The organism is Burkholderia sp. 3C, from assembly GCF_054589155.1.
This window is the reverse complement of sequence record NZ_BAAILN010000148.1, coordinates 115,953-139,231: the sequence shown is the minus strand read 5'-3', so window position 1 is coordinate 139,231 and position 23,279 is coordinate 115,953. Positions and strand designations below refer to the sequence as shown.

At 68.2% G+C, this 23,279-nt stretch carries 24 protein-coding genes; 11 read left to right on the top strand and 13 right to left on the bottom strand.

Translation table 11 applies throughout. The features are described from left to right. Nucleotides 1-70: 70 nt before the first annotated feature. From ACYP33_RS30855 to ACYP33_RS30835, 5 genes are read right to left on the bottom strand one after another with little or no spacing between them, the layout of a single operon-like run. Entirely contained in the window at nucleotides 71-949 is an 879-nt protein-coding gene (locus tag ACYP33_RS30855; protein ID WP_459625025.1) for a PhzF family phenazine biosynthesis protein, read from the bottom strand. Continuing rightward, complete coding sequence (locus ACYP33_RS30850; RefSeq protein ID WP_414442739.1) at nucleotides 946-1,404, bottom strand: RidA family protein; 459 nt, start codon at nucleotides 1,402-1,404, stop codon at nucleotides 946-948. The genes ACYP33_RS30855 and ACYP33_RS30850 overlap by 4 nt, the downstream gene beginning before the upstream one ends. 37 nt (nucleotides 1,405-1,441) lie before the next feature. Further along, the gene (locus ACYP33_RS30845; protein WP_459625023.1) at nucleotides 1,442-2,629 is read right to left on the bottom strand and encodes an aminotransferase-like domain-containing protein; all 1,188 of its coding nucleotides are present in this window, start codon (nucleotides 2,627-2,629) and stop codon (nucleotides 1,442-1,444) included. A gap of 46 nt (nucleotides 2,630-2,675) precedes the next feature. After that, the gene (locus ACYP33_RS30840) at nucleotides 2,676-3,587 is read right to left on the bottom strand and encodes a DMT family transporter (RefSeq protein ID WP_414451311.1); all 912 of its coding nucleotides are present in this window, start codon (nucleotides 3,585-3,587) and stop codon (nucleotides 2,676-2,678) included. 49 nt (nucleotides 3,588-3,636) lie between these two features. Then, nucleotides 3,637-4,320: a VOC family protein gene (locus ACYP33_RS30835; RefSeq protein ID WP_414442736.1), complete on the bottom strand. Its 684-nt coding sequence runs from the start codon at nucleotides 4,318-4,320 to the stop codon at nucleotides 3,637-3,639. A 377-nt stretch (nucleotides 4,321-4,697) separates the two neighbouring features. Between ACYP33_RS30835 and ACYP33_RS30830 the strand changes: the two genes are divergently transcribed. The 7 genes from ACYP33_RS30830 (at nucleotide 4,698) to mctP (ending at nucleotide 12,520) form a co-directional block, all read left to right on the top strand. Continuing rightward, complete coding sequence (locus tag ACYP33_RS30830; RefSeq protein WP_414451312.1) at nucleotides 4,698-6,191, top strand: aminotransferase-like domain-containing protein; 1,494 nt, start codon at nucleotides 4,698-4,700, stop codon at nucleotides 6,189-6,191. Between the two features lie 164 nt (nucleotides 6,192-6,355). After that, nucleotides 6,356-8,254, top strand: a complete 1,899-nt coding sequence (htpG, locus tag ACYP33_RS30825; RefSeq protein WP_459625022.1) for a molecular chaperone HtpG — start codon at nucleotides 6,356-6,358, stop codon at nucleotides 8,252-8,254. Then, nucleotides 8,254-8,853 (top strand): chorismate--pyruvate lyase family protein, encoded by a 600-nt coding sequence (locus ACYP33_RS30820; RefSeq protein ID WP_459625032.1) that lies wholly within the window; start codon nucleotides 8,254-8,256, stop codon nucleotides 8,851-8,853. Before htpG ends, ACYP33_RS30820 begins: the two co-directional genes overlap by 1 nt. Before the next feature lie 8 nt (nucleotides 8,854-8,861). Further along, nucleotides 8,862-9,374, top strand: coding sequence for a DNA-deoxyinosine glycosylase (locus ACYP33_RS30815; protein WP_414442733.1), 513 nt, complete (start codon nucleotides 8,862-8,864; stop codon nucleotides 9,372-9,374). Nucleotides 9,375-9,525: 151 nt separating this feature from the next. Continuing rightward, nucleotides 9,526-10,443, top strand: coding sequence for a class I SAM-dependent methyltransferase (locus ACYP33_RS30810; RefSeq protein WP_414451314.1), 918 nt, complete (start codon nucleotides 9,526-9,528; stop codon nucleotides 10,441-10,443). A 287-nt stretch (nucleotides 10,444-10,730) separates the two neighbouring features. Then, a complete protein-coding gene (locus tag ACYP33_RS30805) occupies nucleotides 10,731-10,973 on the top strand; it encodes a DUF3311 domain-containing protein (RefSeq protein WP_459625021.1) in 243 nt (80 codons plus the stop codon). Further along, nucleotides 10,970-12,520 (top strand): monocarboxylate uptake permease MctP, encoded by a 1,551-nt coding sequence (mctP, locus tag ACYP33_RS30800; RefSeq protein ID WP_414451316.1) that lies wholly within the window; start codon nucleotides 10,970-10,972, stop codon nucleotides 12,518-12,520. The genes ACYP33_RS30805 and mctP overlap by 4 nt, the downstream gene beginning before the upstream one ends. Nucleotides 12,521-12,632: 112 nt before the next feature. Here the strand turns inward: mctP and ACYP33_RS30795 are convergent, their stop codons facing one another. The 5 genes from ACYP33_RS30795 to ACYP33_RS30775 all read right to left on the bottom strand — a co-directional run bounded on the left by ACYP33_RS30795 (nucleotide 12,633) and on the right by ACYP33_RS30775 (nucleotide 18,072). Further along, nucleotides 12,633-13,067 carry a VOC family protein gene (locus ACYP33_RS30795; RefSeq protein WP_459625020.1) on the bottom strand — a complete coding sequence of 145 codons (435 nt, stop codon included), beginning with the start codon at nucleotides 13,065-13,067 and terminating at the stop codon, nucleotides 12,633-12,635. A 189-nt stretch (nucleotides 13,068-13,256) separates the two neighbouring features. Beyond that, nucleotides 13,257-14,210 (bottom strand): transaldolase, encoded by a 954-nt coding sequence (tal, locus tag ACYP33_RS30790; RefSeq protein WP_459625018.1) that lies wholly within the window; start codon nucleotides 14,208-14,210, stop codon nucleotides 13,257-13,259. Nucleotides 14,211-14,588: 378 nt separating this feature from the next. Next, nucleotides 14,589-15,800 carry a benzoate/H(+) symporter BenE family transporter gene (locus tag ACYP33_RS30785; RefSeq protein WP_414442727.1) on the bottom strand — a complete coding sequence of 404 codons (1,212 nt, stop codon included), beginning with the start codon at nucleotides 15,798-15,800 and terminating at the stop codon, nucleotides 14,589-14,591. Nucleotides 15,801-15,968: 168 nt separating this feature from the next. Beyond that, nucleotides 15,969-17,144, bottom strand: a complete 1,176-nt coding sequence (locus ACYP33_RS30780) for a vWA domain-containing protein (protein ID WP_459625017.1) — start codon at nucleotides 17,142-17,144, stop codon at nucleotides 15,969-15,971. An 85-nt stretch (nucleotides 17,145-17,229) separates the two neighbouring features. Beyond that, entirely contained in the window at nucleotides 17,230-18,072 is an 843-nt protein-coding gene (locus tag ACYP33_RS30775; RefSeq protein WP_414442725.1) for an AAA family ATPase, read from the bottom strand. A 269-nt stretch (nucleotides 18,073-18,341) separates the two neighbouring features. Between ACYP33_RS30775 and ACYP33_RS30770 the strand changes: the two genes are divergently transcribed. Together ACYP33_RS30770 and ACYP33_RS30765 are read left to right on the top strand one after the other, a co-directional pair. Next, nucleotides 18,342-18,704, top strand: a complete 363-nt coding sequence (locus ACYP33_RS30770; RefSeq protein WP_414451320.1) for a c-type cytochrome — start codon at nucleotides 18,342-18,344, stop codon at nucleotides 18,702-18,704. A 38-nt stretch (nucleotides 18,705-18,742) separates the two neighbouring features. Further along, entirely contained in the window at nucleotides 18,743-19,111 is a 369-nt protein-coding gene (locus ACYP33_RS30765; RefSeq protein ID WP_414442723.1) for a c-type cytochrome, read from the top strand. A gap of 95 nt (nucleotides 19,112-19,206) precedes the next feature. On the opposite strand, the gene ACYP33_RS30760 is transcribed toward ACYP33_RS30765, so the two are convergent. Continuing rightward, nucleotides 19,207-19,641 (bottom strand): DUF1841 family protein, encoded by a 435-nt coding sequence (locus ACYP33_RS30760; RefSeq protein WP_459625016.1) that lies wholly within the window; start codon nucleotides 19,639-19,641, stop codon nucleotides 19,207-19,209. Nucleotides 19,642-19,816: 175 nt separating this feature from the next. Between ACYP33_RS30760 and ACYP33_RS30755 the strand changes: the two genes are divergently transcribed. Continuing rightward, nucleotides 19,817-20,752, top strand: a complete 936-nt coding sequence (locus ACYP33_RS30755) for a DMT family transporter (RefSeq protein WP_459625015.1) — start codon at nucleotides 19,817-19,819, stop codon at nucleotides 20,750-20,752. 111 nt (nucleotides 20,753-20,863) lie between these two features. Here the strand turns inward: ACYP33_RS30755 and nth are convergent, their stop codons facing one another. Together nth and rsxB are read right to left on the bottom strand one after the other, a co-directional pair. Then, nucleotides 20,864-21,508, bottom strand: a complete 645-nt coding sequence (gene nth, locus ACYP33_RS30750) for an endonuclease III (RefSeq protein WP_414442720.1) — start codon at nucleotides 21,506-21,508, stop codon at nucleotides 20,864-20,866. Next, nucleotides 21,505-22,362, bottom strand: a complete 858-nt coding sequence (gene rsxB / locus ACYP33_RS30745) for an electron transport complex subunit RsxB (protein WP_459625014.1) — start codon at nucleotides 22,360-22,362, stop codon at nucleotides 21,505-21,507. Before rsxB ends, nth begins: the two co-directional genes overlap by 4 nt. Before the next feature lie 252 nt (nucleotides 22,363-22,614). On the opposite strand from rsxB, the gene ACYP33_RS30740 reads away from it, so the two are divergent. Next, a complete protein-coding gene (locus ACYP33_RS30740) occupies nucleotides 22,615-23,247 on the top strand; it encodes a TetR/AcrR family transcriptional regulator (protein ID WP_414445634.1) in 633 nt (210 codons plus the stop codon). Nucleotides 23,248-23,279: the final 32 nt, after the last annotated feature.

Here is a 23,279-nt window from a genome sequence, read left to right as displayed (position 1 = left end):
ATTTGAAACAAATTTGAGGATCGTTTCGAGCTCATGCGGGCGCGGCCGTGCGACGCACGGCCGGCGGAATTCAGGGCAGCAGGAAGCTGCCGTCGACGACGGTGACGGTGTCGCCGCCGATCCAGATGCTGCCGTCTTCATAGTCGACCGACACGCGGCCGTTGCGGCCGATCGCGGTGCCCTGGCGCACCGTGTAGGCATTGCCGGGGCGCAGGCCCTGGCTGTCGAGCAGGCCGGCGATCGCCGCGTTGGCGCTGCCGGTGACCGGGTCCTCGCCCACGCCGAATTGCTCGCCCGTCATCAGGCAGCGCACTTCGAAGGTGGCCGGCCCGCCGGCCGGGTGCGGCGCGTAGGCCGCCACGCCGTGCGTGCCGACCGAGGCCACGATGCCGGCGAGCGCCTGGGCGTCCGGCGCGAGCGCCAGGCAGTCGGCCGCCGAGGCGAGCCGCACCACCAGCCACGGCGCGCCGTTGTCGACGCCGCACGGAGCCGCGTCGAACACGATGGCCTCGCTGCGCAGCGCCGCCGCCAGCGCCGGATAGGCCGAGGCCGGCAGCGGCGTCACGCGAGCCGGCGGCGCGGCGAACGCGCGACGGCCGCCGGCCTGCTCGCGCAGCACGACCAGCCCGGCGCCGCATTGCTGGACGAGCCGCCCCGGCGTGCGCGGCGCGAGCCCGGCCTCGCGCACGGCATGCGCGGTGCCGAGCGTCGGATGGCCGGCGAACGGCAGCTCGCCGCCCGTCGTGAAGATGCGCACGCGGTAATCGGCGGCCGGATCGGTCGGCGTGCAGACGAAGGTGGTTTCCGACAGGTTGGTCCAGTGCGCGATCGCCCGCATGTCGGCGTCGGACAACCCATCGGCGTCGAAGATCACCGCCAGCGGATTGCCGCGAAACGGGGTGGCCGTGAAGACATCGACCTGCTTGAAGCGAACGCGCCCGGCCGTCATTCGACTTCGGCGATCAGTTCGATCTCGACGCAGGCGCCGAGCGGGATCTGCGCCACGCCGAATGCCGAGCGCGCGTGCTTGCCGGCGTCGCCGAACAGGTCGGCGATCAGTTCCGACGCGCCGTTCGTCACCAGGTGCTGCTCGGTGAATTCGAGCGTCGAGTTGACGAGGCTCATCAGCTTGACGATGCGCTTGACCTTGTTGAGGTCGCCGGTGTGCGCGTGCAGCGTGGCCAGCAGGTCGATCGCCACGTTGCGCGCGGCCAGCTTGCCGTCGTCGGTCGACAGATCGGCGCCGAGCTTGCCGACCCACACCTTGCCGTCCTTCTTGGCAATGTGGCCCGACAGGTAGACGGTGTTGCCGCTTTGCGCGCTCATCACGTAAGCGGCGGCCGGTGCGCCCGCGTTCGGGAGTTCGATGCCGAGAGCCTTCAGTTTGTCGTAGACGTTTGCCATCTGTTGTATGTCCTCGTGTGAATGGATGTCAGGCGGTTCAGGATGCGATGCGCTCGCGCAGCAGCTTGCCGAGCCGCGCCACGCCTTCCTCGATCTGCTCGGGCGGCACCGTCACGAACGACAGGCGCAGCGTGTTCGACTGCGCATCGTCGGCGAAGAACGGCGCGCCCGGCACGAACGCGACGTGCTGCGCGATCGCGGCGTCGAGCAGGGCCATGCTGTCGATACCGGCCGGCAGTTGCACCCAGATGAACATCCCGCCTTCCGGGCGGTTCCAGGTCACGCCTGCCGGCATGTGGCGCGCGAGCGAGCCGAGCATCGCGTCGCATTGTGCGGCATACAGCGCGCGGATGCTCGGAATATGCGTGTCGAGAAAGCCGTCGCGGATCACCTCGTAGGCGATGCGCTGGGTCAGCGACGGCGTGTGCAGGTCGGTGGCCTGCTTGGCCTGCACGAGCTTGAAGTGCAGCGCCTCGGGGGCGATCACGTAGCCGATCCGCACGCCGGGCGAGAGCACCTTCGAGAAGCTGCCCATATGCACGATATGGTCGGGCGCCATCGACAGCAGGGTCGGCAACGGCTCGCCCTGGTAGTTCAGCGCACCGTACGGGTCGTCCTCCAGCACCGGGAACGGGCTGGTTTGCGCGAACGCGGCGAGCGCCTGGCGGCGTTCGAGCGGCATGCGGCGGCCGGTCGGGTTCTGGAAGTTCGGCTGCGCGTAGAGCGCGCGTGCGTCGCGTGTGACCTCGGGCGTGAGCGCCTCGGGCACCAGGCCGAAATCGTCGCTCGCCAGCTGCACGTAGTTCGGCTCGTACATCGAGAACGATTGCAGCGCACCCAGATAGGTGGGCGTTTCCACCAGCACGCGGCTGCCCGGATCGATCAGCGTCTTGCCGAGCAGGTCGAGCGCCTGCTGCGAGCCGGTGGTGATCAGCACCTGGGTGGTGCGCACGCGGTAGCGCTCGGCCACCCACTCGCGCAGCGGCAGGAAGCCTTCGGTGGCGCTGTACTGGAGCGCCGCGGCCGGCGCGTCGCGCAGCACGCGGTCGGCGGCCTCGCGTACGCGCTCGACCGGGAACGTGGCCGGCGACGGCAGCCCGCCCGCGAACGAAATGACCTCGGGGCGCTCCGTGACTTTCAGGATCTCGCGGATGGCGGAGCTGGTCAGCTTGCGGGCGCGTTGGGAGAGGGGCCAGTTCGGTTGGGGCAGGTCGCTCGGGTTCATGGTGTCCTCGATGGTGCGGGGCAAAGGGGAGAGTATCGCTCGCCGATCAGTTCGCGCGGGCGGGTTGGGGCAGGGTGCGCACGGCCGAACGGCGGCCGAGTACCACGGTGGCGATCACGGCCGCCGCGAACAGCCAGGTGGACGGCGCGACGGATTCGCCGAACAGCAGCGCGGAGAACGCGATCGTGAAGAAAATCTGCAGCAATTGCACCTGGCCGACGCGCGCGATGCCGCCCATCGCGAGGCCCGCGTACCAGGCGAAGAAGCCGAGGAATTGCGAGAACACGGTCACGTAGCCGAACGCGAGCCAGGTGGTCAGCCGGGCCGGCTGGGGGTGCGTCAGATGATGCTCCCAGGCGAGCCAGCCCACCGGCAGCACGAGGAACGGCGCGGACACCACCAGCGCCCAGCAGATCACCTGCCAGCCGCCGATCTGCCGGGCGAGCCGCGCGCCTTCGGCATAGCCGAGCGCACCGATGCCGACCGCGACCAGCATCAGCAGGTCGCCCACTTGCGGCGTGCCGCCGCCGTCGCGCAGCGCATAGGCGATCACCAGCGCGCTGCCGGCCAGCGCGGCCAGCCAGAAGCCGCGCGACGGCCGTTCGCGCGACAGCCACGCCGCGTAGATCGCCACCAGCAGCGGCTGCAGGCCGTTGACCACCGCGCCGTGCGAGGCCGGCACCGTCTTCATCGACCAGGCCGAGAACACCGGATAGGCGACGATCACGCCGGCCGACACCACCGCCAGGCTTTTCAGTTGCGCGCGCGTGGGCAGCGCCTCGCGGCGCCACCAGAGCAGCAGCCCGGCCGGCACGGCGGCGGCCAGCGCGCGGCCCAGGCCGTTGAGCAGCGGGTGGAATTCGCTGACGACGACGCGCGTCATCGGCAGCGTCAGGCTGAAGATCATCACGCCGAGCAGGCCGAGCAGCATGCCGCGGGTTTCGCGGGAATCGGACATTGGGGTCTTGAGGTTCCGGTCGGGTTGAGGGGAACGGCGCGGCCGCGCGTCAGCGCAGCGTGCGCGCGCCTTTCGGCGTGTCGAAGCTCGCGATCAGCTCGGCCGACTGGCCGGCCGAGACGGCCAGCAGCTTGCCCGCACCGAGCCAGTCGAGGTGCGTGGTGATCGCGTCGGAGGCCGGATGGGTGGCGGCCAGCGCAGTCAGCGCGATGTCGTGGTGCGGCAGGGCATCGGACGGATGGCGCGGCGTATCCCACTGGATCAGCGACGGCGCGAGGCCGTGGGCCGGTTGGTCGGGCGCCTGCGGGAATGCACCGTCGTCCGGCACGGTCAGGCTCCACGACCAGTCGCCTCGGCGCATCCGCACGACGGGCGGAATCCGCTCGGGATACTGGCGGCGCCAGACGTCGAGATGGCGCGGCGGCTCGACGCGGGCCACCCAGTGCACCAGCGCCGGCGCCTTGGCGATGCGCTTGTGCATGGCGGGTTCATCGAGCGCGAACAGGCGAGGGCGCGGCACGCCCGCCGGCTGCGGCGCATCGGGATCGATCGCGATGACTTCGAGATAGGCGCCGCCCCACAGCCCGAACAGGCGGTTGTGGGTGCGCATCAGCGGATGCGCGCCGCCGCCGGCCGGCTCCGTGCCGAGCGTGTCGGCGACGTAGGCCGTGCCTTCGTCGAGCGTGCGCGCGGCAATCACAAGGTGGTCGAGTTTCAGCGGTCGTGCGGTCATGTCGGTATTCGGTTCGGCAAAAACGGGTGAAGCGCAGGCATGCGGGCTGCGTCAGGCTGCCGGCCCCATGCAATCGGCCCCATGCAACCGGCCCGATACGCTGGTGCGGCGAGGTGCGGTACGGACGGATGGCGTCCGGCGGGAAGGGCGGTGGCCTGCCGTATTGGCTGATGGCCGGATGGCCGGGCAGGTGCAACGCAAGCCGTGGTGGCGGCGCGGAGCGGATGGCTCCGGCGGATGCCTTGCGCCAGGTGGGCAGGCCGCGCGATGAAAGCGGATGCCCGCCTGATGGCGACCTGAAAACTGTAATCGCACGGACCGGAACAGTAACGGTACAATCAGCGCGATACTTTTCTGTACAGTTCCAAGGGATCGCGATGTCCACCGTTCCGCTCGACCAGATTCCCGCGCCGCACGATACCGCCACGCTCACGCTGGTCGATCAGCTCGTGCAGTGGGCGCGCCGCCGCATCGACGAGCGGGTGTTCCGCCCCGGCATGCGGATGCCGTCGATCCGCAAGCTCGCCATCGACAAGAACGTGTCGCGCTTCACCGTGGTGGAGGCCTACGAGCGGCTGGTCGCGCAGGGTTACCTCGATTCGCGGCGCGGCTCGGGCTTCTACGTGCGCGAGCGCACGCCGGCCGCGCTGCCCGGCGAATCGGGCCGGCCCGGCAAGGACACGCCGCCCGCGCCGGTCGACAACACGCTCGACGTGGTCTGGCTGCTGCGCAACATGCTGCATACGGTCAGCCCGGAAAAGGGGCCGGGGCTCGGCTATCTGCCGGCGCGCTGGCTCGACGGCGAACTGATCACCGGCGCGCTGCGCGCGCTGGGCCGCCAGAGCGGCGCGCAGATGCTCGGCCTGGGCAGCGCGCAGGGCTTCCTGCCGCTGCGCCAGCAGTTGCAGACGCGGCTGGCCGAGGTCGAGATCGGCGCGTCGCCCGAGCAGATCGTGCTGGTGTCCGGCGTCACGCAGGCCATCGACCTCATTTCGCGGCTCTACGTGCGCCCGGGCGATGCCGTGATCGTCGGCGATCCGGCCTGGTTCCAGATGTTCGGCCGCTTTGCCTCGCAGGGCGCGCGGCTGGTGGGCATGCCCTACACGCCCGACGGCCCCGATCTCGACGCACTCGAAACGCTCGTGCAGCAATGGCGGCCGAAAATGCTCGTGATCAATTCGGTGCTGCAGAACCCCACCGGCACCTCGCTGTCGGCCGCGCAGGCGTTTCGTATCCTGCGACTCGCCGAGGCCTACGATTTCCTGGTGGTCGAGGATGATATCTACGGCGACCTGTGCCCGGCGCGCTACCCGGCCACGCGGCTCGCCAGCCTCGATCAACTGAAGCGCGTGATCTACCTGGGCAGCTTCTCCAAAACGCTGGCGGCGAACCTGCGCGTGGGCTACGTGGCCTGCGCGCCCGAGATCGCCAATGCGCTGACCGACCAGAAGATGCTGGCCGGCATGGCCACGCCGGAACTCAACGAGCGGGTGCTCTACAAGGTGCTGACCGAGGGGCATTACCGGCGCCACGTGGAGCGGCTGCGCGGGCGGCTCGACGGCGTGCGCGACAAGACCGCGCGGATGCTGGAGCGGGTCGGCATGCGCCTGTTCACGATGCCGGCGGCCGGCATGTTCCTGTGGGTCGACACCGGCGCCGACGCCAGCGCGCTGGCCGCCGCCGCGCACGAGGAGGGTTTCCTGCTGACGCCGGGCGGGCTGTTCTCGCCGCAGCAGTCGCCGTCCACCTGGACGCGCTTCAACGTCGCGAACTGCGGCGATCCGGCGCTGGCCGGGTTCCTCGCGCGCTACCTCGATTCGGTGCCGCGCCGTACGGCCGAGGCCGAACGCGGCGAGCTGGACGCCGCCTGAACCGCGTATCGTCCCGGCCCCCGCCGGTTCTGATGGGGCCAGGTCGATAACATCTCTGGCCGTGGGGTCTTGAAAAGCCCCCCGGCCGACCCCACTTCGGTGCCCGAAGACGATCCGCATGCGGATCCGCACCCATTCAACCGATCAGTCACAGGAAAATCGCCATGGCACATGAAACGATGAGCTTCCAGGCGGAGGTCAAGCAGCTCCTCCATCTGATGATCCATTCGCTGTACAGCAACAAGGAAATCTTCCTGCGCGAACTGGTGTCGAACGCGTCCGACGCGTCCGACAAGCTCCGTTTCGAGGCGCTCGAAAATGGCGCCTTGTACGAAAACGATCCGAACCTGCGTATCCGCATCGGCTACGACCGCGCCGCGCGCACGCTGACGATCGACGACAACGGCATCGGCATGAGCCGCGACGAGGCGATCGCCAACCTCGGCACGATCGCCCGCTCGGGCACCAAGGAATTCTTCTCGAAGCTGTCGGGCGACCAGCAGCGCGACGCCGCGCTGATCGGCCAGTTCGGCGTGGGCTTCTATTCGGGCTTCATCGTCGCCGACCGCATCACGGTCGAAACGCGCCGCGCCGGCGCGCCGGCCTCGGAAGGCGTGCGCTGGGAAAGCGCGGGCGAGGGCGATTTCACGGTCGACGCGATCGAGCGCACGCAGCGCGGCACCACCATCACGCTGCATCTGCGCGAGGGCGAGGACGACCTGCTGTCGTCGCACAAGCTGAAGTCGATCATCCAGAAGTACTCCGACCACGTCGGCCTGCCGATCCTGATGCAGAAGGAAGAATGGGATCAGGAAAAGGGCGAGATGGTCGCGAAGGACGAGGACGAAACCATCAACCAGGCGAGCGCGCTGTGGACGCGTTCGAAATCCGAGATCACCGACGAGCAGTACACGCAGTTCTACCAGCACGTCGCGCACGATCACCAGGACCCGCTCGCCTGGACGCACAACCGCGTCGAAGGCCGCAGCGAATACACGCAGTTGCTGTACGTGCCCGCGCACGCGCCGTTCGACATGTGGAACCGCGATTACCGCGGCGGCCTGAAGCTGTACGTGAAGCGCGTGTTCATCATGGACGACGCCGAACAACTGCTGCCGCAATACCTGCGCTTCGTGAAGGGCATCGTCGATTCGGCCGATCTGCCGCTGAACGTGTCGCGTGAAATCCTGCAGGAAAGCCGCGACGTGCGCACCATTCGCGACGGCGTGACCAAGCGCGTGCTGTCGATGCTCGAAGAGCTCGCGAACGCCGAGGACGATGCAGGCAAGGACAAGTTCAAGACGTTCTGGAACGAGTTCGGCCAGGTGCTCAAGGAAGGCGTGGGCGAGGACAACGCGAACCGCGAGCGCATCGCCAAGCTGCTGCGCTTCGCCTCGACGCACGGCGATACGGCCGAGCAGACGGTGTCGCTGGCCGACTACGTCTCCCGCATGAAGCCCGAGCAAAGCAAGATCTACTACGTCACGGCCGACGCCTGGCAAGCCGCGAAGCACAGCCCGCATCTGGAAGTGTTCCGCAAGAAGGATGTCGAGGTGCTGCTGCTGACCGACCGCGTCGACGAGTGGATGCTGTCGTACCTGAACGAATTCGACGGCAAGCCGCTCGCCAGCGTGGCGCGTGGCGACCTCGATCTCGGTTCGATCGACGACGCCGAGAAGAAGGCCCAGGAAGAAACCGGCGAGGCGATGAAGCCGATTGTCGAGAAGATCCAGGCCACGCTCGGCGAGAAGGTCAAGGAAGTGCGCGTGACGTTCCGCCTGACCGATTCGCCGTCGTGCCTGGTGGCCGACGATCACGACATGAGCGGCTACCTGCAGCGCATGTTGAAGGCGGCGGGCCAGCAGGCGCCGTCGATGCAGCCGATCCTCGAAGTGAACCCCGAGCATCCGCTGATCAAGCAGTTGAACGCCGACGGCGCCGATTTTGCCGACTGGTGCCACCTGCTGTTCGATCAGGCGATGCTGGCCGAAGGCGGCTCGCTGGAAGATCCGGCGGCCTTCGTCAAGCGCACCAACGCCCTGCTGCTGTCGCGCGGCGCGTGATGCACGGCCCGCGCGTGCAATTCGACGCGGCGGGCGCGGGCTGGAGCGCGCCACCGCGCCCCGGCCTGCACGCGGCGCAGAAGGACTGGCTCACGCGCGGCGGCTCGCTGACCGCGCATCTGGCCACGCTCGGCAAGGTTACCGTGCGCGTGACGCGCGAAGTGGTGGCCGCACCGTGGGCGGACGAGCCGGCCGCGCTCGGCCTGAGCTCGCGCAGCGCCTGCTGGGTGCGCGAGGTGGTGCTGAGTGTGGACGGCGAGCCGTGCGTGGCCGCGCACAGCCTGACCCCGCTCGGCGCGAGCCGCGGCGTGTGGCAGGCGATCCGCCGGCTGCGCACGCGGCCGCTCGCGGAACTGCTCTACAGCGATCCTCAGGTCGGGCGCTCGGCGCTGGTCAGCCGGCGCGTGATTACCGGGCATCCGGTGCATGCGCTGGCCGAGCGGGCGCTGCCGGCCGGCGAGCCGCCGGTGCATGCGTTCGTCGCGCGCCGCTCGGTGTTCGAGCGGCACCGTGCGCCGCTGATGGTGACCGAATGCATGCTGCCGGGCCTCTGGCGGCGCGTGATCGGTGCCCCGGCCGCGCTTGCCGGCGCGTTCTGATTCCGTACATGGATCCGGCCGGCGCCATCGATTCCGCCTTCAAGCGCTGCTTCCCGCCCGTGGTCGACGGCGGGACGCGCGTGCTGCTGCTCGGCAGCCTGCCGGGCGCGGCCTCGCTGGCGCACGGCCAGTATTACGCGCATCCGCAAAACAAATTCTGGGATCTGCTCGGCGAAGTGCTCGGCGTGCCGCTGCGGCCGCTGGCCTACGAGGCGCGCCTGCACACGCTGTTGCAGCACGGCTTCGGCCTTTGGGACGTGATCGCCGAAGCGCAACGCGACGGCAGCCTCGACAGCGCAATTCGCAATCACCTCGGCAACGATCTGCAACGGCTGGTGGCCAGCCTGCCCGCGCTCGAGACGATCGGCTTCAACGGCGGCAAAGCCGCGACGCTCGGCGAAAAGACGCTCGGTGAACTGGCCTCGCGCTACCGGATCGTGCGGTTGCCGTCGAGCAGCCCGGCGCATGCGTCGATGTCGTTCGCGCAGAAGCTCGCGATGTGGCGCGGGCTGACCGGCTGAAGCCGCGCAAACGAGCGCCATGGCGGGAGCGCCGCGGCGGCCGCGAAATCAGCCGTGAAGCCCGCCATGAAACGGCCAGCCGCCTCGCGCCGGTGCTATCCTCTCGTCCTCCCGTTCCTACCGAGTCGCGCCGCCCGCGCGAGCCATTCAGATGACCCGACTGATCAAGCGCGCGTCCGCCGAGGCGCGCGCGTTTCGCCGCGACAATTCGCGAGCCGACGAAGCCGTTGCCAAGCATGCCGGCGTGCGTTCCAAATCGCGCGCCAACCACGACGATCTCAGCGACGCACCCGTGATCGAGGCGCCGCGCAAGCCGCGTTTCGCGCCCGTGACGTTCTCCGAGGAGCGCGGCGTGCGGTATCTGCATTTCGGCACCGAGTGGGTGCAGGGCGCGATGCGCCTGAGCAAGCCGCTCGCGCTCGAACTCGAATACGCGCAGCAGATGATGGCCTGGCTGCTGTTCCTCGACACGCCCGAGCGCATCGTCCAACTGGGCCTCGGCACCGGCGCGCTGACCAAGTTCGCGCATGCCTACCTGCCGCGCGCACGCGTCGAGGCGGTCGAGCTGAACCCGGCCGTGATCGTGGCCGCGCATACCATGTTCGCGATGCCGCACGACGACGAGCGCCTGACCGTGCATGAAGCGGACGCCTGGGATTTCGTCAATGATCCGGCCAATCGCGGCACCGTCGGCGCGCTGCAGATCGACCTGTACGACGCCACCGCGCGCGGCCCCGTGCTCGACAGCGTGGCGTTCTATCGCGCCGCGCGTGCTTGCCTCGACGAGGCCGGTGTCGCCGTCATCAACCTGTTCGGCGATCATCCGAGCTTCGTGCGCAACATGAAGCACCTGAACGCGGCGTTCGAGCAGCGCGTGATCGCGCTGCCGGAAGTGCACGACGGCAACCGGATCGCGTTCGCGTTTTCCGGCCCGGCGCTGGCGGTAACGTACGCACAACTGAACGAACGCGCGGCGCTGATCGAGGACACGCTGAAGCTGCCGGCCCGCAAGTGGGTCAAGGGGTTCCAGGAATCGGCCGGCGGCGACGCGGCCACGTTCACGATCTGACGGCCGGCGCGCGGCCCGCGCCGCGCCCGCCGCACTTTGCGCTCAGGCCCGCGCCACCGGTTTTCCCGGCCGGCGCGGGCCGTTTCGTTTCTCCCGCCGCAACCCTCCGCCCCGCTGTTTCCCTCGCCGTTGCCGGACGGCCTCCCGCTTCGGGTTCGCCCGCGTATCTGCCGGTTTTTCCGGCTCTTATACTCTGCGAGCCGGGAACCGCCGCCGATCGGCCTGCGTGAGCCCGTGCCGCCCGACTCGTTCAAGACTCCAAACAATCGAGCATGAGAGGAGACGTCATGGCTCACGAAGCCAAGGCCAACCAGGCCGCCAAGCGCTGGCTCTGGTTGCTGGTGTTGCCGGTGGTGGCGATGGTCTGGGTGCCGTCGTACGCCAAGGTCGAACCGCAATGGTTCGGATTCCCATTCTTTTATTGGTATCAGCTCGCCTGGGTGCTGGCCAGCGCGGCGATCACCGCGTTCGTCTACAGCAAGACCAAGCACTGCTGGCGCGCGGGCGGCACGAAGGAGGGCGGGCAATGAACGTGACCGCAACCCTGGTCTTCGTGCTGTTCTTCGTCGGCGTGACGATTCTCGGCTTCGTGGCCGCGCACTGGCGGCGCGGCGATCTGGCCCAGCTCGACGAGTGGGGCCTCGGCGGGCGGCGCTTCGGCACGATCGTCACGTGGTTCCTGCTCGGCGGCGATCTCTATACCGCCTACACGTTCGTGGCGGTGCCTGCGCTGGTGTTCGGCGCCGGCGCGATGGGCTTCTTCGCGCTGCCGTACACGATCCTGATCTACCCGTTCGCGTTCGTGGTGTTCCCGAAGCTGTGGAGCATCGCCAAGCGCCAGGGCTACGTGACCGCGGCCGATTTCGTCGGTGCGCGCTACGGCAGCCGGATGCTGGCGTTGGCCGTGGCGGTGACGGGCATCGTCGCCACCATGCCGTACATCGCGCTGCAACTGGTGGGCATCGAGGTGGTGATCGGCGGGCTCGGCATCGACACGCACGGCCTGCTCGGCGACCTGCCGCTGATCATCGCGTTCGCGATCCTGGCGGCCTATACGTACACCTCGGGGCTGCGCGCGCCGGCCATGATCGCGATCGTCAAGGACATCCTGATCTACGTGACGATCGCCGCCGCCATCATCGTGATCCCGTCGCAACTGGGCGGCTTCGGCCATATCTTCGGCTCGGTGCCGCCGGCCAAGCTGATGCTGAAGGCGCCGGACGTATCGAGCCTGAACGGCTACAGCGCCTACGCGACGCTCGCGGTGGGCTCGGCGCTCGCGCTGTTCCTCTATCCGCACTCGGTCACGGCGATCCTGTCGTCGGCCTCGGGCAACACGATCCGCCGCAACATGGCGATGCTGCCGGCCTACTCGTTCGTGCTCGGGCTGCTGGCGCTGCTCGGCTACATGGCGCTGGCCTCGGGCGTGAAGGACATGCCCGAGTTCGCGCCGTACTTCAAGGCCTACGGCGCGAACTTCGCGGTGCCGGCGCTGTTCCTGCACTTCTTCCCGTCGTGGTTCGTCGGCGTGGCGTTCGCGGCGATCGGGATCGGCGCGCTGGTGCCGGCCGCGATCATGTCGATCGCGGCGGCCAACCTCTACACGCGCAACATCCACCGCGAGTTCTTCAACCGCAACATGACGCCGCATCAGGAGACCAACGTCGCGAAGCTGGTGTCGCTGATCGTCAAGGTGGGCGCGGTGGCCTTCATCCTCGGCCTGCCGCTGACGTACGCGATTCAACTGCAACTGCTCGGCGGCATCTGGATCATCCAGACGCTGCCGGCGATCGTGCTGGGCCTCTACACGCGCGTGCTCGACCATCGCGGCCTGCTGGCCGGCTGGGCCGCCGGCATCGTGTGCGGCACCTGGATGGCGATCTCGCTGAAGCTGGCCGGCTCGATCTTCACGATCCACCTGTTCGGCCTGGCGATTCCCGGTTATGCGGCGGTGTGGTCGCTGGTGGTCAATCTGGTGGTGTCGGTGGTGGTCAGCCTGGCCGTGCGCGCGAGCGGCATGGCGCGCGCCGAGGATCGCACGCGGCCCGAGGATTATCTCGACGTGGCGGAGGGGTGAACGCGCGGGCGCCGGGTTTTTGTTCGGATGACGAATGGATTGACGAGAGAGGCCGGCCCCGCTGCATGCGGCGGGGCCGGCCTTGTTATTCGGTGGCTTGCGTGGGGCGGGTTCAGGGCCGCGCGGCCGGGTCCTCGACGTTGACCATCCAGTGCACGCCGAAGCGGTCGCGCAGCATGCCGAAGCCGAGCGCCCAGAACGTCGGCCCGAACGGCATCACGATCGTGCCGCCCTCGGCCAGCGCCGCGAAGATCCGCTTGCCCTCGTCCACGCCGGGCGGGTTCAGCGACAGCGAATAGCCGTCATGCACTTGCTGCTGCGCGCCGGGGCGCACGTCGCCGTCCGAGCACATCAGTTGCGATTCGCCGATGCGCAAGTTCGCGTGCATGACCTTGTCGGCCGAGGCCGGATCGATCGGCTGGCCGGGGTTCGGCGGCGCATCCTTGAAGCGCATCAACATCTGGACTTCCGCGCCGATGGCGCTGCGGTAGAAGGCAATCGCCTCGTCGCAGCGGCCTCCGAAGAACAGGTACGGTTGCACTTGCATCGTCGTCTCCTTGACAGCTTCGTTCGTCCTGCTGAACAAACGGGTGGGGAACGGTGCCGCCGGCAACGGCGAGCGCGCTCCGTGACGGGAATTGTAGTGCTTGCGCGCGGCCGTTGAAGAAACAACGGAAACGACAACGGCCGCGCGAGGCGGCCGTTGCGTGGGCTGGCGGGCGATGCCGCCCGTCGATCAGCGCAGCGCTTCGATCAGGCCGTCGAGCTTGACCGCGTCGGCCGAGAACGCGCGGATGCCTTCGGCGAGCTTTTCGGTAGCCATCGCGTCGTCGTTCAGCTGGAAGCGGAACGACGCCTCGTCGATCGCCACGCGCTCGGCCGGGGCGTCCTGGCCGCTGTCGCCGGACAGCTTGCGCTCGACCTTGTCGTTGCTCTCGTGCAGCTTCTGCAGCAGATCCGGGCTGATCGTCAGCAGGTCGCAGCCCGCCAGTTCGGTGATCTGGCTGGTGGTGCGGAAGCTTGCGCCCATCACTTCGGTCTTGTAGCCGAACTTCTTGTAGTACGCGTAGATGCGGCGCACCGACTGCACGCCCGGATCGTTCGCGCCGCCGTTCTTCTCTTCACTCCAATCGGCGCCGGCCTGCTTCTTGTACCAGTCGTAGATCCGGCCGACGAACGGCGAGATCAGCTGTGCGCCCGCTTCGGCGCAGGCGGCGGCCTGGGCCAGCGAGAACAGCAGCGTCATGTTGCACTTGATGCCTTCCTTCTGCAGCACCTGGGCGGCGCGGATGCCTTCCCAGGTCGAGGCGAGCTTGATCAGCACGCGTTCGCGGCCGATGCCGGCGGCTTCGTAGAGGCGGATCAGTTCGCGGCCCTTGTCGATCGAGCGTTGCGTGTCGAACGACAGGCGCGCGTCGACTTCGGTCGAGACGCGGCCGGGGATGATCTTGAGGATTTCGGTGCCGAATGCGATCAGCAGGCGGTCGATGATGACGTCGGTCGATTCGCCCGCGTGGTCGCGCACGGTTTTTTCGAGCAGGGGCTTGTAGGCGTCCTTCTGGACCGCCTTCAGGATCAGCGAGGGGTTGGTGGTCGCGTCCTGCGGCTGATACTGCGCGAGCTGCTGGAAATCGCCGGTATCGGCGACAACGGTCGTGTATTGCTTCAGCTGGTCGAGTGCGGTAGTCATGGCGAATCGTTGAAGAGGCGCAGCGCGCCGGGTTCGACGGAGGGCCGCGCGGCGAACGCGCGGCGGCGAAGCGGGCCGGCGGCTCGCCCCTGGAACGGAGGGCGGGCCGGCGACCGGAGTGCTCTATTCTAGGCCCGATTCGGGGCGGCGTCCGTGTCGAGCCGAACGCAAGCGAGGGAGCATCGGGCGTGCCCGGGGGCGCGAGGCGGGTGGTGCGGGCGGCTTGGCCGTTGTTGCGCCGGTGCGGAATGGCGGCTGAATTTCAGCGCAGGCGCGGTGGAAGCAGCGCGGTGGCTTCTTGGAGAACTTCAGCGGGCTGCCGGGCGCCGATGCACGAATCCGCCAACGTATCGTCCAACCTCGCCGAACCCGCCGCCCTCACCCCCGCCGCGCGTTGAGAATCACCTGCGTGATCACGCCGGCCACCAGCCCCCAGAACGCCGGGCCGATCGACAGCAGCGTCAGGCCCGACGCCGTCGTCATGAACGTGACGAGCGCCGCCTCGCGCTGCCGGACGTCCTGCATCGCGTTGGACAGCCCGCTCATGATCGAGCCGAACAGCGCCAGCGCGGCCACCGACACCACCAGCGCCTTCGGCAGCGCGTCGAACAGCGCGGCGATGGTCGCGCCGAACACGCCCGCCACCAAATAGAACACGCCGCACCAGACGGCCGCCGGATAGCGCCGCGCGCGGTTCTCGTGGGCTTCGGGGCCGGTGCAGATCGCGGCCGTGATGGCGGCCAGGTTGACGCCGTGCGAGCCGAACGGCGCAAGCGCCAGCGAGGCGAGGCCGGTGGTCGCGATCAGCGGCGAGGACGGTGTGGTATAGCCGTCGGCGCGCAGCACGGCGATGCCGGGCACGTTCTGCGACGCCATCGCCACCACGAACAGCGGAATGCCGATGCTGACGATCGCCGACACCGAGAACGCCGGCACGGTCAGCACCGGGTGCGCGAACGCGATCCGGAACCGGCTGAAATCGAGCAGGCCGAGCGCGCCGGCCACCGCGGTGCCGGCCACCAGCGTGGCGACGATCGCGTAGCGCGGCGCGAGCCGCTTGACGACCAGATAGGTCAGGAACATCGCGATCACGAGGCCGGCCTGGAACTGCGCCGCGCGGAAGATCTCGATGCCGATCTCGAACAGGATGCCGGCCAGCAGCGCGGCGGCGATGCCCGACGGAATGCGCCGCATCAGCGAATCGAACACGCCGCTCACGCCGATCGCCGTCAGCAGCAGCGCGCACACCACGAACGCGCCGATCGCGTACGGGTACGGCACGCCGGGCAGCGAGGCCACCAGCAGCGCCGCGCCGGGAGTGGACCACGCCACCACCACGGGCGCGCGATAGCGCAGCGACAGGCCGACGGTGGTCACGCCCATGCCGATCGACAGCGCCCAGATCCACGAGGAAATCTGCGCGTCGCTCAGGTGGGCGGCACGCCCGGCCTGGAACATCAGTACCAGCGAGCTGGTGTAGCCCGTCATCATCGCGACGAAACCGGCGACCAGCGCCGACAGCGAGGTATCCGCGAAGAAGCGCGGGGCGGGAGCGGCCGGCGGCGTGCCGGGCGCGTGGGACGGGTTCATGTGTCAAGCACTCCGAAGCGGGGAGGGGGCGGCGAACCGGGCGCCGCACGGCGATCCGGGCGGATCGGCGGCGGCGTGCAAAACCGGTGAAGCCGGGATATTACGGAAACCGAGGGCGCCTGGGGGGACGAGATGCACCGGCGGCCCGCACGACGGCGGGTGGCGCGCTTACTTGCTCAACTGCCGCATCGCCGATTCGAGCCCGGCCAGCGTCAGCGGATACATGCGCGCGCCGAGCAGGTCGCGGATGATCGACACCGATTGCCGGTACTCCCATAGTCGCTCCGGCTCGGGGTTGAGCCAGGCGTGATGCGGGAACTGGTCGGCCAGCCGGCGCAGCCAGACGCTGCCGGCCTCCGGGTTGTTGTATTCGACCGAACCGCCCGGCTGCACCACCTCGTAGGGGCTCATGGTGGCGTCGCCGACGAAGATCAGCTTGTAGTCGGGCGTGAACTTGTGGAGCAGGTCCCAGGTGGGCGTGCGCTCGGCGTGGCGGCGGCGGTTGTGCTTCCACAGGTAGTCGTAGACGCAGTTGTGGAAGTAGTAGAACTCCAGATGCTTGAACTCGGCCTTGGCCGCCGAGAACAGCTCTTCGGTGCGCTGGATGTGGTCGTCCATCGAGCCGCCCACGTCGAGCAGCATCAGCACCTTCACGTTGTTGTGCCGCTCGGGCATCATGCGCAGGTCGAGCCAGCCGGCGTTGGCGGCCGTGCTGCGGATCGTGCCGGGCAGATCGAGCTGGTCGGCCGCGCCCTCGCGCGCGAAGCGCCGCAGCCGACGCAGCGCCACCTTGATGTTGCGCGTGCCGAGTTCGACCGAATCGTCGTAATCGCGGTAGCCGCGCGCTTCCCACACATTCAGCGCGGTGCGGTTGCCGTTCGACGGGCCGCCGATGCGTACGCCTTCCGGGTTGTAGCCGCCATGCCCGAACGGCGAGGTGCCGCCCGTGCCGATCCATTTGTTGCCGCCTTCGTGGCGCTCCTTCTGCTCGTCGAACAGCTCGCGCAGGCGCTCCATCAGCTTGTCGAGGCCGCCGAGCGCCTCGATCTGCGCGCGTTCCTCGGGCGTCAGCTCGCGTTGCAGCTTCTTTTCGAGCCAGTCGGGCGGGATCTCGAACGCGTCGGCGGGCAGCGTGGCCACGCCGTGGAAATACGCGCCGAACGCCTGATCGAAACGGTCGAAATATTGCTCGTCCTTCACCAGCGTCATGCGCGACAGGTAGTAGAACGCATCGATCGACGGCGGAATCACGTCCTGACGCAGCGCATCGAGCAGCATCAGGTATTCCTTGACGGAAACAGGCAGCTTGGCCGCGCGCAGCGAATAGAAGAAATCGATCAGCATCGCGAAACGCCTGCGCGGCGAGCGCAGGTCACGGGGGCGAAGGCGGGGCGGGGCACGATCGGGTTCCTCGGCGGCGGCGTGGCGTTCAGCGGTTGTGGCGGTTCATCTGCACGAGCCGCTCGAACAGGCTCATGTCCTGCTCGTTCTTGAGCAGCGCGCCGGCCAGCGGCGGCACCACCAGCTTGTGGTCGGTGGAGCGCAGCGCTTCGGGGGGAATATCCTCCGCCAGCAGCAGCTTCAGCCAGTCGAGCAGTTCGGACGTCGAAGGTTTTTTCTTGAGCCCGGCGACGCCGCGCAATTCGAAGAAACTCTCGAGCGCGGTGCGCACCAGCGCCTGCTTGATGCCGGGGTAGTGGACCTCGATGATGCGCTGCATCGTCACCGGATCGGGGAACTGGATGTAATGGAAGAAGCAGCGGCGCAGGAACGCGTCGGGCAGCTCCTTCTCGTTGTTCGACGTGATGATGACGAGCGGCCGGTGCCGGGCGCGCACCATCTGGCGCGTTTCGTACACATGGAATTCCATGCGGTCGAGTTCGCGCAGCAGGTCGTTCGGGAATTCGATGTCGGCCTTGTCGACTTCGTCGATCAGCAGCACGCAGGGTTCGTCGGCGTCGAAGGCCTGCCAGAGCACGCCGCGCACGATGTAGTTGGCGATGTCCTTGACGCGCTCGTCGCCAAGCTGCGAATCGCGCAGCCGCGAGACGGCGTCGTATTCGTACAGGCCCTGCTGCGCCTTGGTGGTGGACTTGACGTGCCACTGCAGCAACGGCATGCCGAGCGCGGCGGCCACTTCCTCGGCCAGCATGGTCTTGCCGGTGCCGGGCTCGCCCTTGACGAGCAGCGGGCGTTGCAGCGTCAGCGCCGCGTTGACGGCGAGTTTGAGGTCGTCGGTGGCGACATATTGCGAGGAACCTTCGAAGCGCATGGCGGCCTGTTTCCTGCGAAAAATCCCAGTATAAGTCAAAGGCGCTGTTGCGTCGGGGCGGCCCTTGGTATCGTGGCGGGCGTTGTCCGGTGGGGGTTTGCGGGCCGGAGCGGGTGGGTGCGGGGCAGGGCTGGCGCGGATGGACTGCGTCGTCGGCAGCGCGGTACAATCGGCCCGCTTTTCGGCCTGCGTGTCTCATCTATAAGCAAAATGACGCAGTCCGTTGCCTTACCGGGCGACAGGTTTTCCCCTCAAGCTAGGTACAAGCTATGAACAATTTCGTCGGCAAACAGGTCGTGGCCGCGGTAATCGTAGCGCTCGCGGTGTCCGCCGCTCCGGCGGCCCGTGCGGCAGGCAGCCCGAAAGACGGGGCCGGCAAGGCTGCGATGTGCATCGGCTGTCATGGCATCGAAGATTACCGCACGGCGTATCCGGAGGTGTACCGGGTGCCGCTGCTGGGCGGGCAGAATCAGCAATACCTGGAAAACGCGCTGAAGGCGTACCGGAAGAAGGACCGCCATTTCGCGTCGATGAACGCGATTGCCGCGTCGCTGACCGACCAGGACATCGCGGATCTCGCCGCGTACTACGCTGCCCAGAAGCCCGATTCGAAGATCAATCCCTACAAATAAGCCCGCGCTGGCGTTCGCTCAGCCGCACAGGAGCCTCCATGACCAAGCCTCAACCGGCATTCCGCATCGCGGCGGCGCTTGCGCTGGCCGCCTGCCTCGCGACGGGCGTCGCGCACGCGGCCGATGCGGCCAAGGGCAAGCAGCTCGTCGAGTCGCACAACTGCGCCGCCTGCCACGGCACCAAGCTCGACAATCCGATCAACGCCGAATATCCGCGCATCGCGGGGCAGCGCGCCGACTACCTCGTCTGGGCGATGCGCCAGTACCAGATGGGCCTGACCAACCCGCTGCTCGGCCGCAACAACGCGATCATGCAGGCGCAGGTGCAGAGCCTGTCGGTGGGCGACATGAACGACATCGCGGCCTATCTGGAATCGCTGCCGGGCAGCCTGGTGTTCAAGAAGTGAGCGCCTGCCGAGGCTGAGGCCGGTATGAAATGCCCCGCTTCAGCGGGGCATTTTTTTGGGGCGCGAGACGTTGGCGGCGAGGCCGCGGCGCGTGTTCAGTCGCGCGAGGCGCGGCGCAGGATGCGCTGCAGGTAGGCGTCGGTATCGGGCGGCGTACCGGTGCGCTGCGCTTCCCAGATCGTCTCGCCGAGGCATTCCATGATCGCGTGCTGCGCGTCGTGCGCCGACGGCAGGCGCCCGGCCAGCTTCTCGTGCGCGGCGCGGATGCCGGGCGGCTGGTCGATCGACAACTGTTCGCTGATCGCCAGATGCATCGACAGATGCAGGAACGGATTGGTGCGGCCGGCCTCGGGCGGATATTCGCGGGCGCCGGCTTCGGTGTCGTCGTCGAGCTCCGCGTGGTATTCGGGATGCTCGACGATCCAGTCGGCGGCGATCGCCTCCAGCGGCGTGAGGATTTCGCCCTGGCGCTGTTTGCGGCGGGCGTCGATGAAGAAGCGACGCACTTCGTCGCGGCTCGGATTGAACATGATTCGGGGGCTCTGGCAGGCGGTCGAGGTGCCGCGAAAGCGGCCATTCTACGCCGCCGTCGCGCGCGCTGCCGGGCCGGGCTGCGCGCTTTCCTGAGTATCGGGCGGGCGCGGCGCTCGCTAGAATCGCCGGTTGGCCGTTCAGCCCTTTCATCTTTCCACCGCAGGTTCGCTCATGAGCACCGTCGCCGCGCAGGCCTCGCCGTCCACCACCGTTCGCGGCGCCCTGATCGTCGCGCTGTCGGCCGCCGCGTTCGGCGCGATGGCGATCTTCGGCCGCTATGCGTATGCGGGCGGCGTCGACGTGCTGGGCCTGCTGATCTTCCGCTTCGGCGTCGGCGGTGCGCTGCTGGCCCTGATCGCCTGGCGTCGCGGCGTGGCGTGGCCCGGCGGGCGCGCCTGCGCGCGGATCGCGGCGATGGGCGCGATCGGCTACGTCGGCCAGTCGTTCTGCTATTTCACCGCATTGCAGCATGCGCAGGCCAGCCTGGTCGCGCTGCTGCTGTATCTGTATCCGGCATTCGTTACGCTGCTGGCGGCGTGGTGGCTCGGCGAGCGGCTCACGCGCAGGAAGGCGATGGCGCTGGTGCTGTGCGTGGCCGGTTCGGCGCTGATGGTCGGCGGCGGCCACGGCGAGCCGCTCGGCATCGCGTTGTCGCTGGCCGCCGCCGTGATCTATTCGCTCTATATCGTGGCCGGCGCGCGCGCCACGCGCGGCGTCGATCCGCTTGCCACCACGGCCATCATCTGCCTGGCCGCCACCGCGATGTTCGTGCTGATCGCGCTGGTGCGGCTGGCCGCGTTCGGTGTCGCGCCGCACTGGCCGCACACCACGACGAGCTGGTTCGCACTGCTCGGTATTGCGCTGGTGTCGACGGTCGGCGCGATGCTGGCGTTCTTCGCCGGGCTCGCGTTGCTCGGCGCGGCGCGCACCTCGATGCTGTCGACGCTGGAGCCGGTGGTGACGGTCGCGCTCGCGGCGCTGCTGTTCGGCGAGGCGCTTTCGCCGCTGCAGTGGGCCGGCGGCGTGGCGGTGCTGGCGGCGGTGCTGTGGCTTGTCAAGGCAGGCGGCAAGGCCGACGATGCCGCCACGGCGACCGCCAACGCGTGACGGATCGGACTGCGAAACAATCGACCGGATACTGAACGCTACCGGATGCCGATGCAAAAACGGCGGCCTAAGCCGCCGCGTACTTGCGTATCGCTTCGCATGGCGAACGATTTACTCGATCGGCGCCGGCGTCTTGGGCCGGAATTCGCAAAGCGGCTCGATCGCGCAATGCCAGCATTCGGGCCGGCGCGCCTTGCATACGTAGCGGCCGTGCAGGATCAGCCAGTGATGCGCGTCCTGCAGGAATTCGGCCGGCGTGAACTTCTCCAGCCCAGCCTCGACGGCGCGCACATCCTTGCCGGGCGCGAGGCCGGTGCGGTTGGCGACGCGGAAGATATGCGTATCGACGGCGATGGTCGGCTGCCCGAACGCGGTGTTCAGCACCACGTTGGCCGTCTTGCGGCCCACGCCGGGCAGGCCTTCGAGCGCTTCGCGATCGGCGGGCACCTCGCCGCCGTATTGATCGAGCAGAATTCGGCAGGTCGCCACGACGTTCTTCGCCTTGGTCTTGTACAGCCCGATCGTCTTGATGTAGTCGGTCACACCGGCCTCGCCGAGTGCGAGGATTTGCGCCGGCGTGTTCGCCACCGGGAACATCTTGCGCATCGCCTTGTTGACCGAAACGTCGGTGGCCTGCGCCGACAGCAGCACGGCGATCAGGAGTTCGAACGGTGTGGTGTATTCGAGCTCGGTGGTCGGATGCGGGTTCAGGCTTTGCAGCGTTTCGTAGATCGCGCGTCGTTTGTTGGCGTTCATTCGGTGCGGGGCGGCGTGGCCGGCGGTTCGCCGTTGGAGGTGGCGGCATCGGCTGCCTGGCGTTCGGCCTCGATGCGCTTGCGGCGCGCTTCGGCGGCGTCGATCTGCGCCTGCACGGCCGGGCTGACGTTGTCGGTGTTCTTCGGCGCGCTGCCGCTCGCGGCCAGTTCTTCCTTCTTCTTGCGTGCGCGTTCCAGCGCGGCGGCGATGATCGCACGCTTCTTCGCTTCCGGATCGTCGGCGGCCTGCGGCATGGCGGCGCTGGCCTCGACGGCAGGGGCGGCCTCAGCGGTGCTCGCGGCGCTGGCCGCACGGCGTGCCGCCGCGCGGGCCTCGGCAGCCTCGCGCGTACGCTGCTGGCGGGCCAGACGCTGGTCGTGGCGCGCGCGTGCGCCGTCGGCCTGTTGCTGGGTCCAGGCATCCCAGCCGGTGCGCGCGCCGGTGACCGGGATCATGTCGATGCAGTCGACCGGGCAGGGCGGCACGCACAGGTCGCAGCCGGTGCACAGCTCGGCGATCACGGTATGCATCTGCTTGGGCGCGCCGACGATCGCATCGACCGGGCAGGCCTGCATGCACAGCGTGCAGCCGATGCAGAGCTGTTCGTCGATCACGGCGAGCGGCCGCGGGCGCTCCTCGCCATGCTCGACGGCGAGCGCAATCACGGGCTTGCCGAGCAACGCGGCAAGCCGCTCGATGCCTTCATGGCCGCCGGGCGGGCACTGGTTGTAGCCGGCCGCGCCGTTGGCGATCGCCTCGGCGTAGGGTCGGCAGCCTTCGTAGCCGCACTTCGTGCATTGCGTCTGGGGGAGCAGATCTTCGATGCGATCCGCGAGTTTCTGGATGTCGGTCACGGTGACGGCAGAGGCGGCGCGCGCCGGGGGAAGGGCGTTTCAGCGCGGCCTGCAGGGTTCGGCAAAGCGCAATTATCGCCGATTTCCCGCCTTGCGCTCGGCTGCGCCTATGCGCATAATCAAGGCGCATTTTTTGCTCGACCGCTGCAGGGCGCGACCGCCTATCCGGCCGGGTCGGCCCCCGGTGCCGGATGCGGATCGGACGCCCCGGCGATGCCGACTGAATCACGCGAATCACGCGGGCCAAAACACATGACTCAGCCGAAAATCAAAAGAGACCCGGAAGGAACCCGGCGCCGCATCCTGCTGGCCGCCGCAGAAGAATTCGCCAGTGGTGGCCTGTCCGGTGCGCGCGTCGACCAGATCGCCCGCCGTGCCGAAACCAACGAACGGATGCTGTACTACTACTTCGGCAGCAAGGAGCAGTTGTTCACGGCCGTCCTCGAACATTCGTTTTCCGCCCTGAACGAAGCCGAGCGCGTGCTCGAATTCGACGGCGTGCCGCCCGTCGAGGCCGTCACTCGGCTTGCGCATTTCATTTGGGATTACTACCGGGATCATCCGGAGCTGCTGCGCCTCGTCAACAACGAAAACTTGCACGAAGCGCGCTACATGATGAAGGCGGACAGCCTGCGCGCGATGATCTCTCCGCTGGTGCAGACGCTCGGCAGCGTGCTCGCGCGCGGCCAGGCGGCCGGGCTGTTCCGTTCGGACGTCGATCCGCTGCGCTTCTACGTGACGCTGTCTGGGCTCGGCTATTACATCGTGTCGAACCGCTACACGCTGGCGGCCATGCTCGGCCGAGACTTCAGCACACCTGAGGAACGCGCCGAAATGGTGCGCATGAACACCGATATTCTGCTGTCCTATCTGTTGCGTCGCTGAGCGCGCGCCTTTTCCTCTTCCGAATGCGCAAC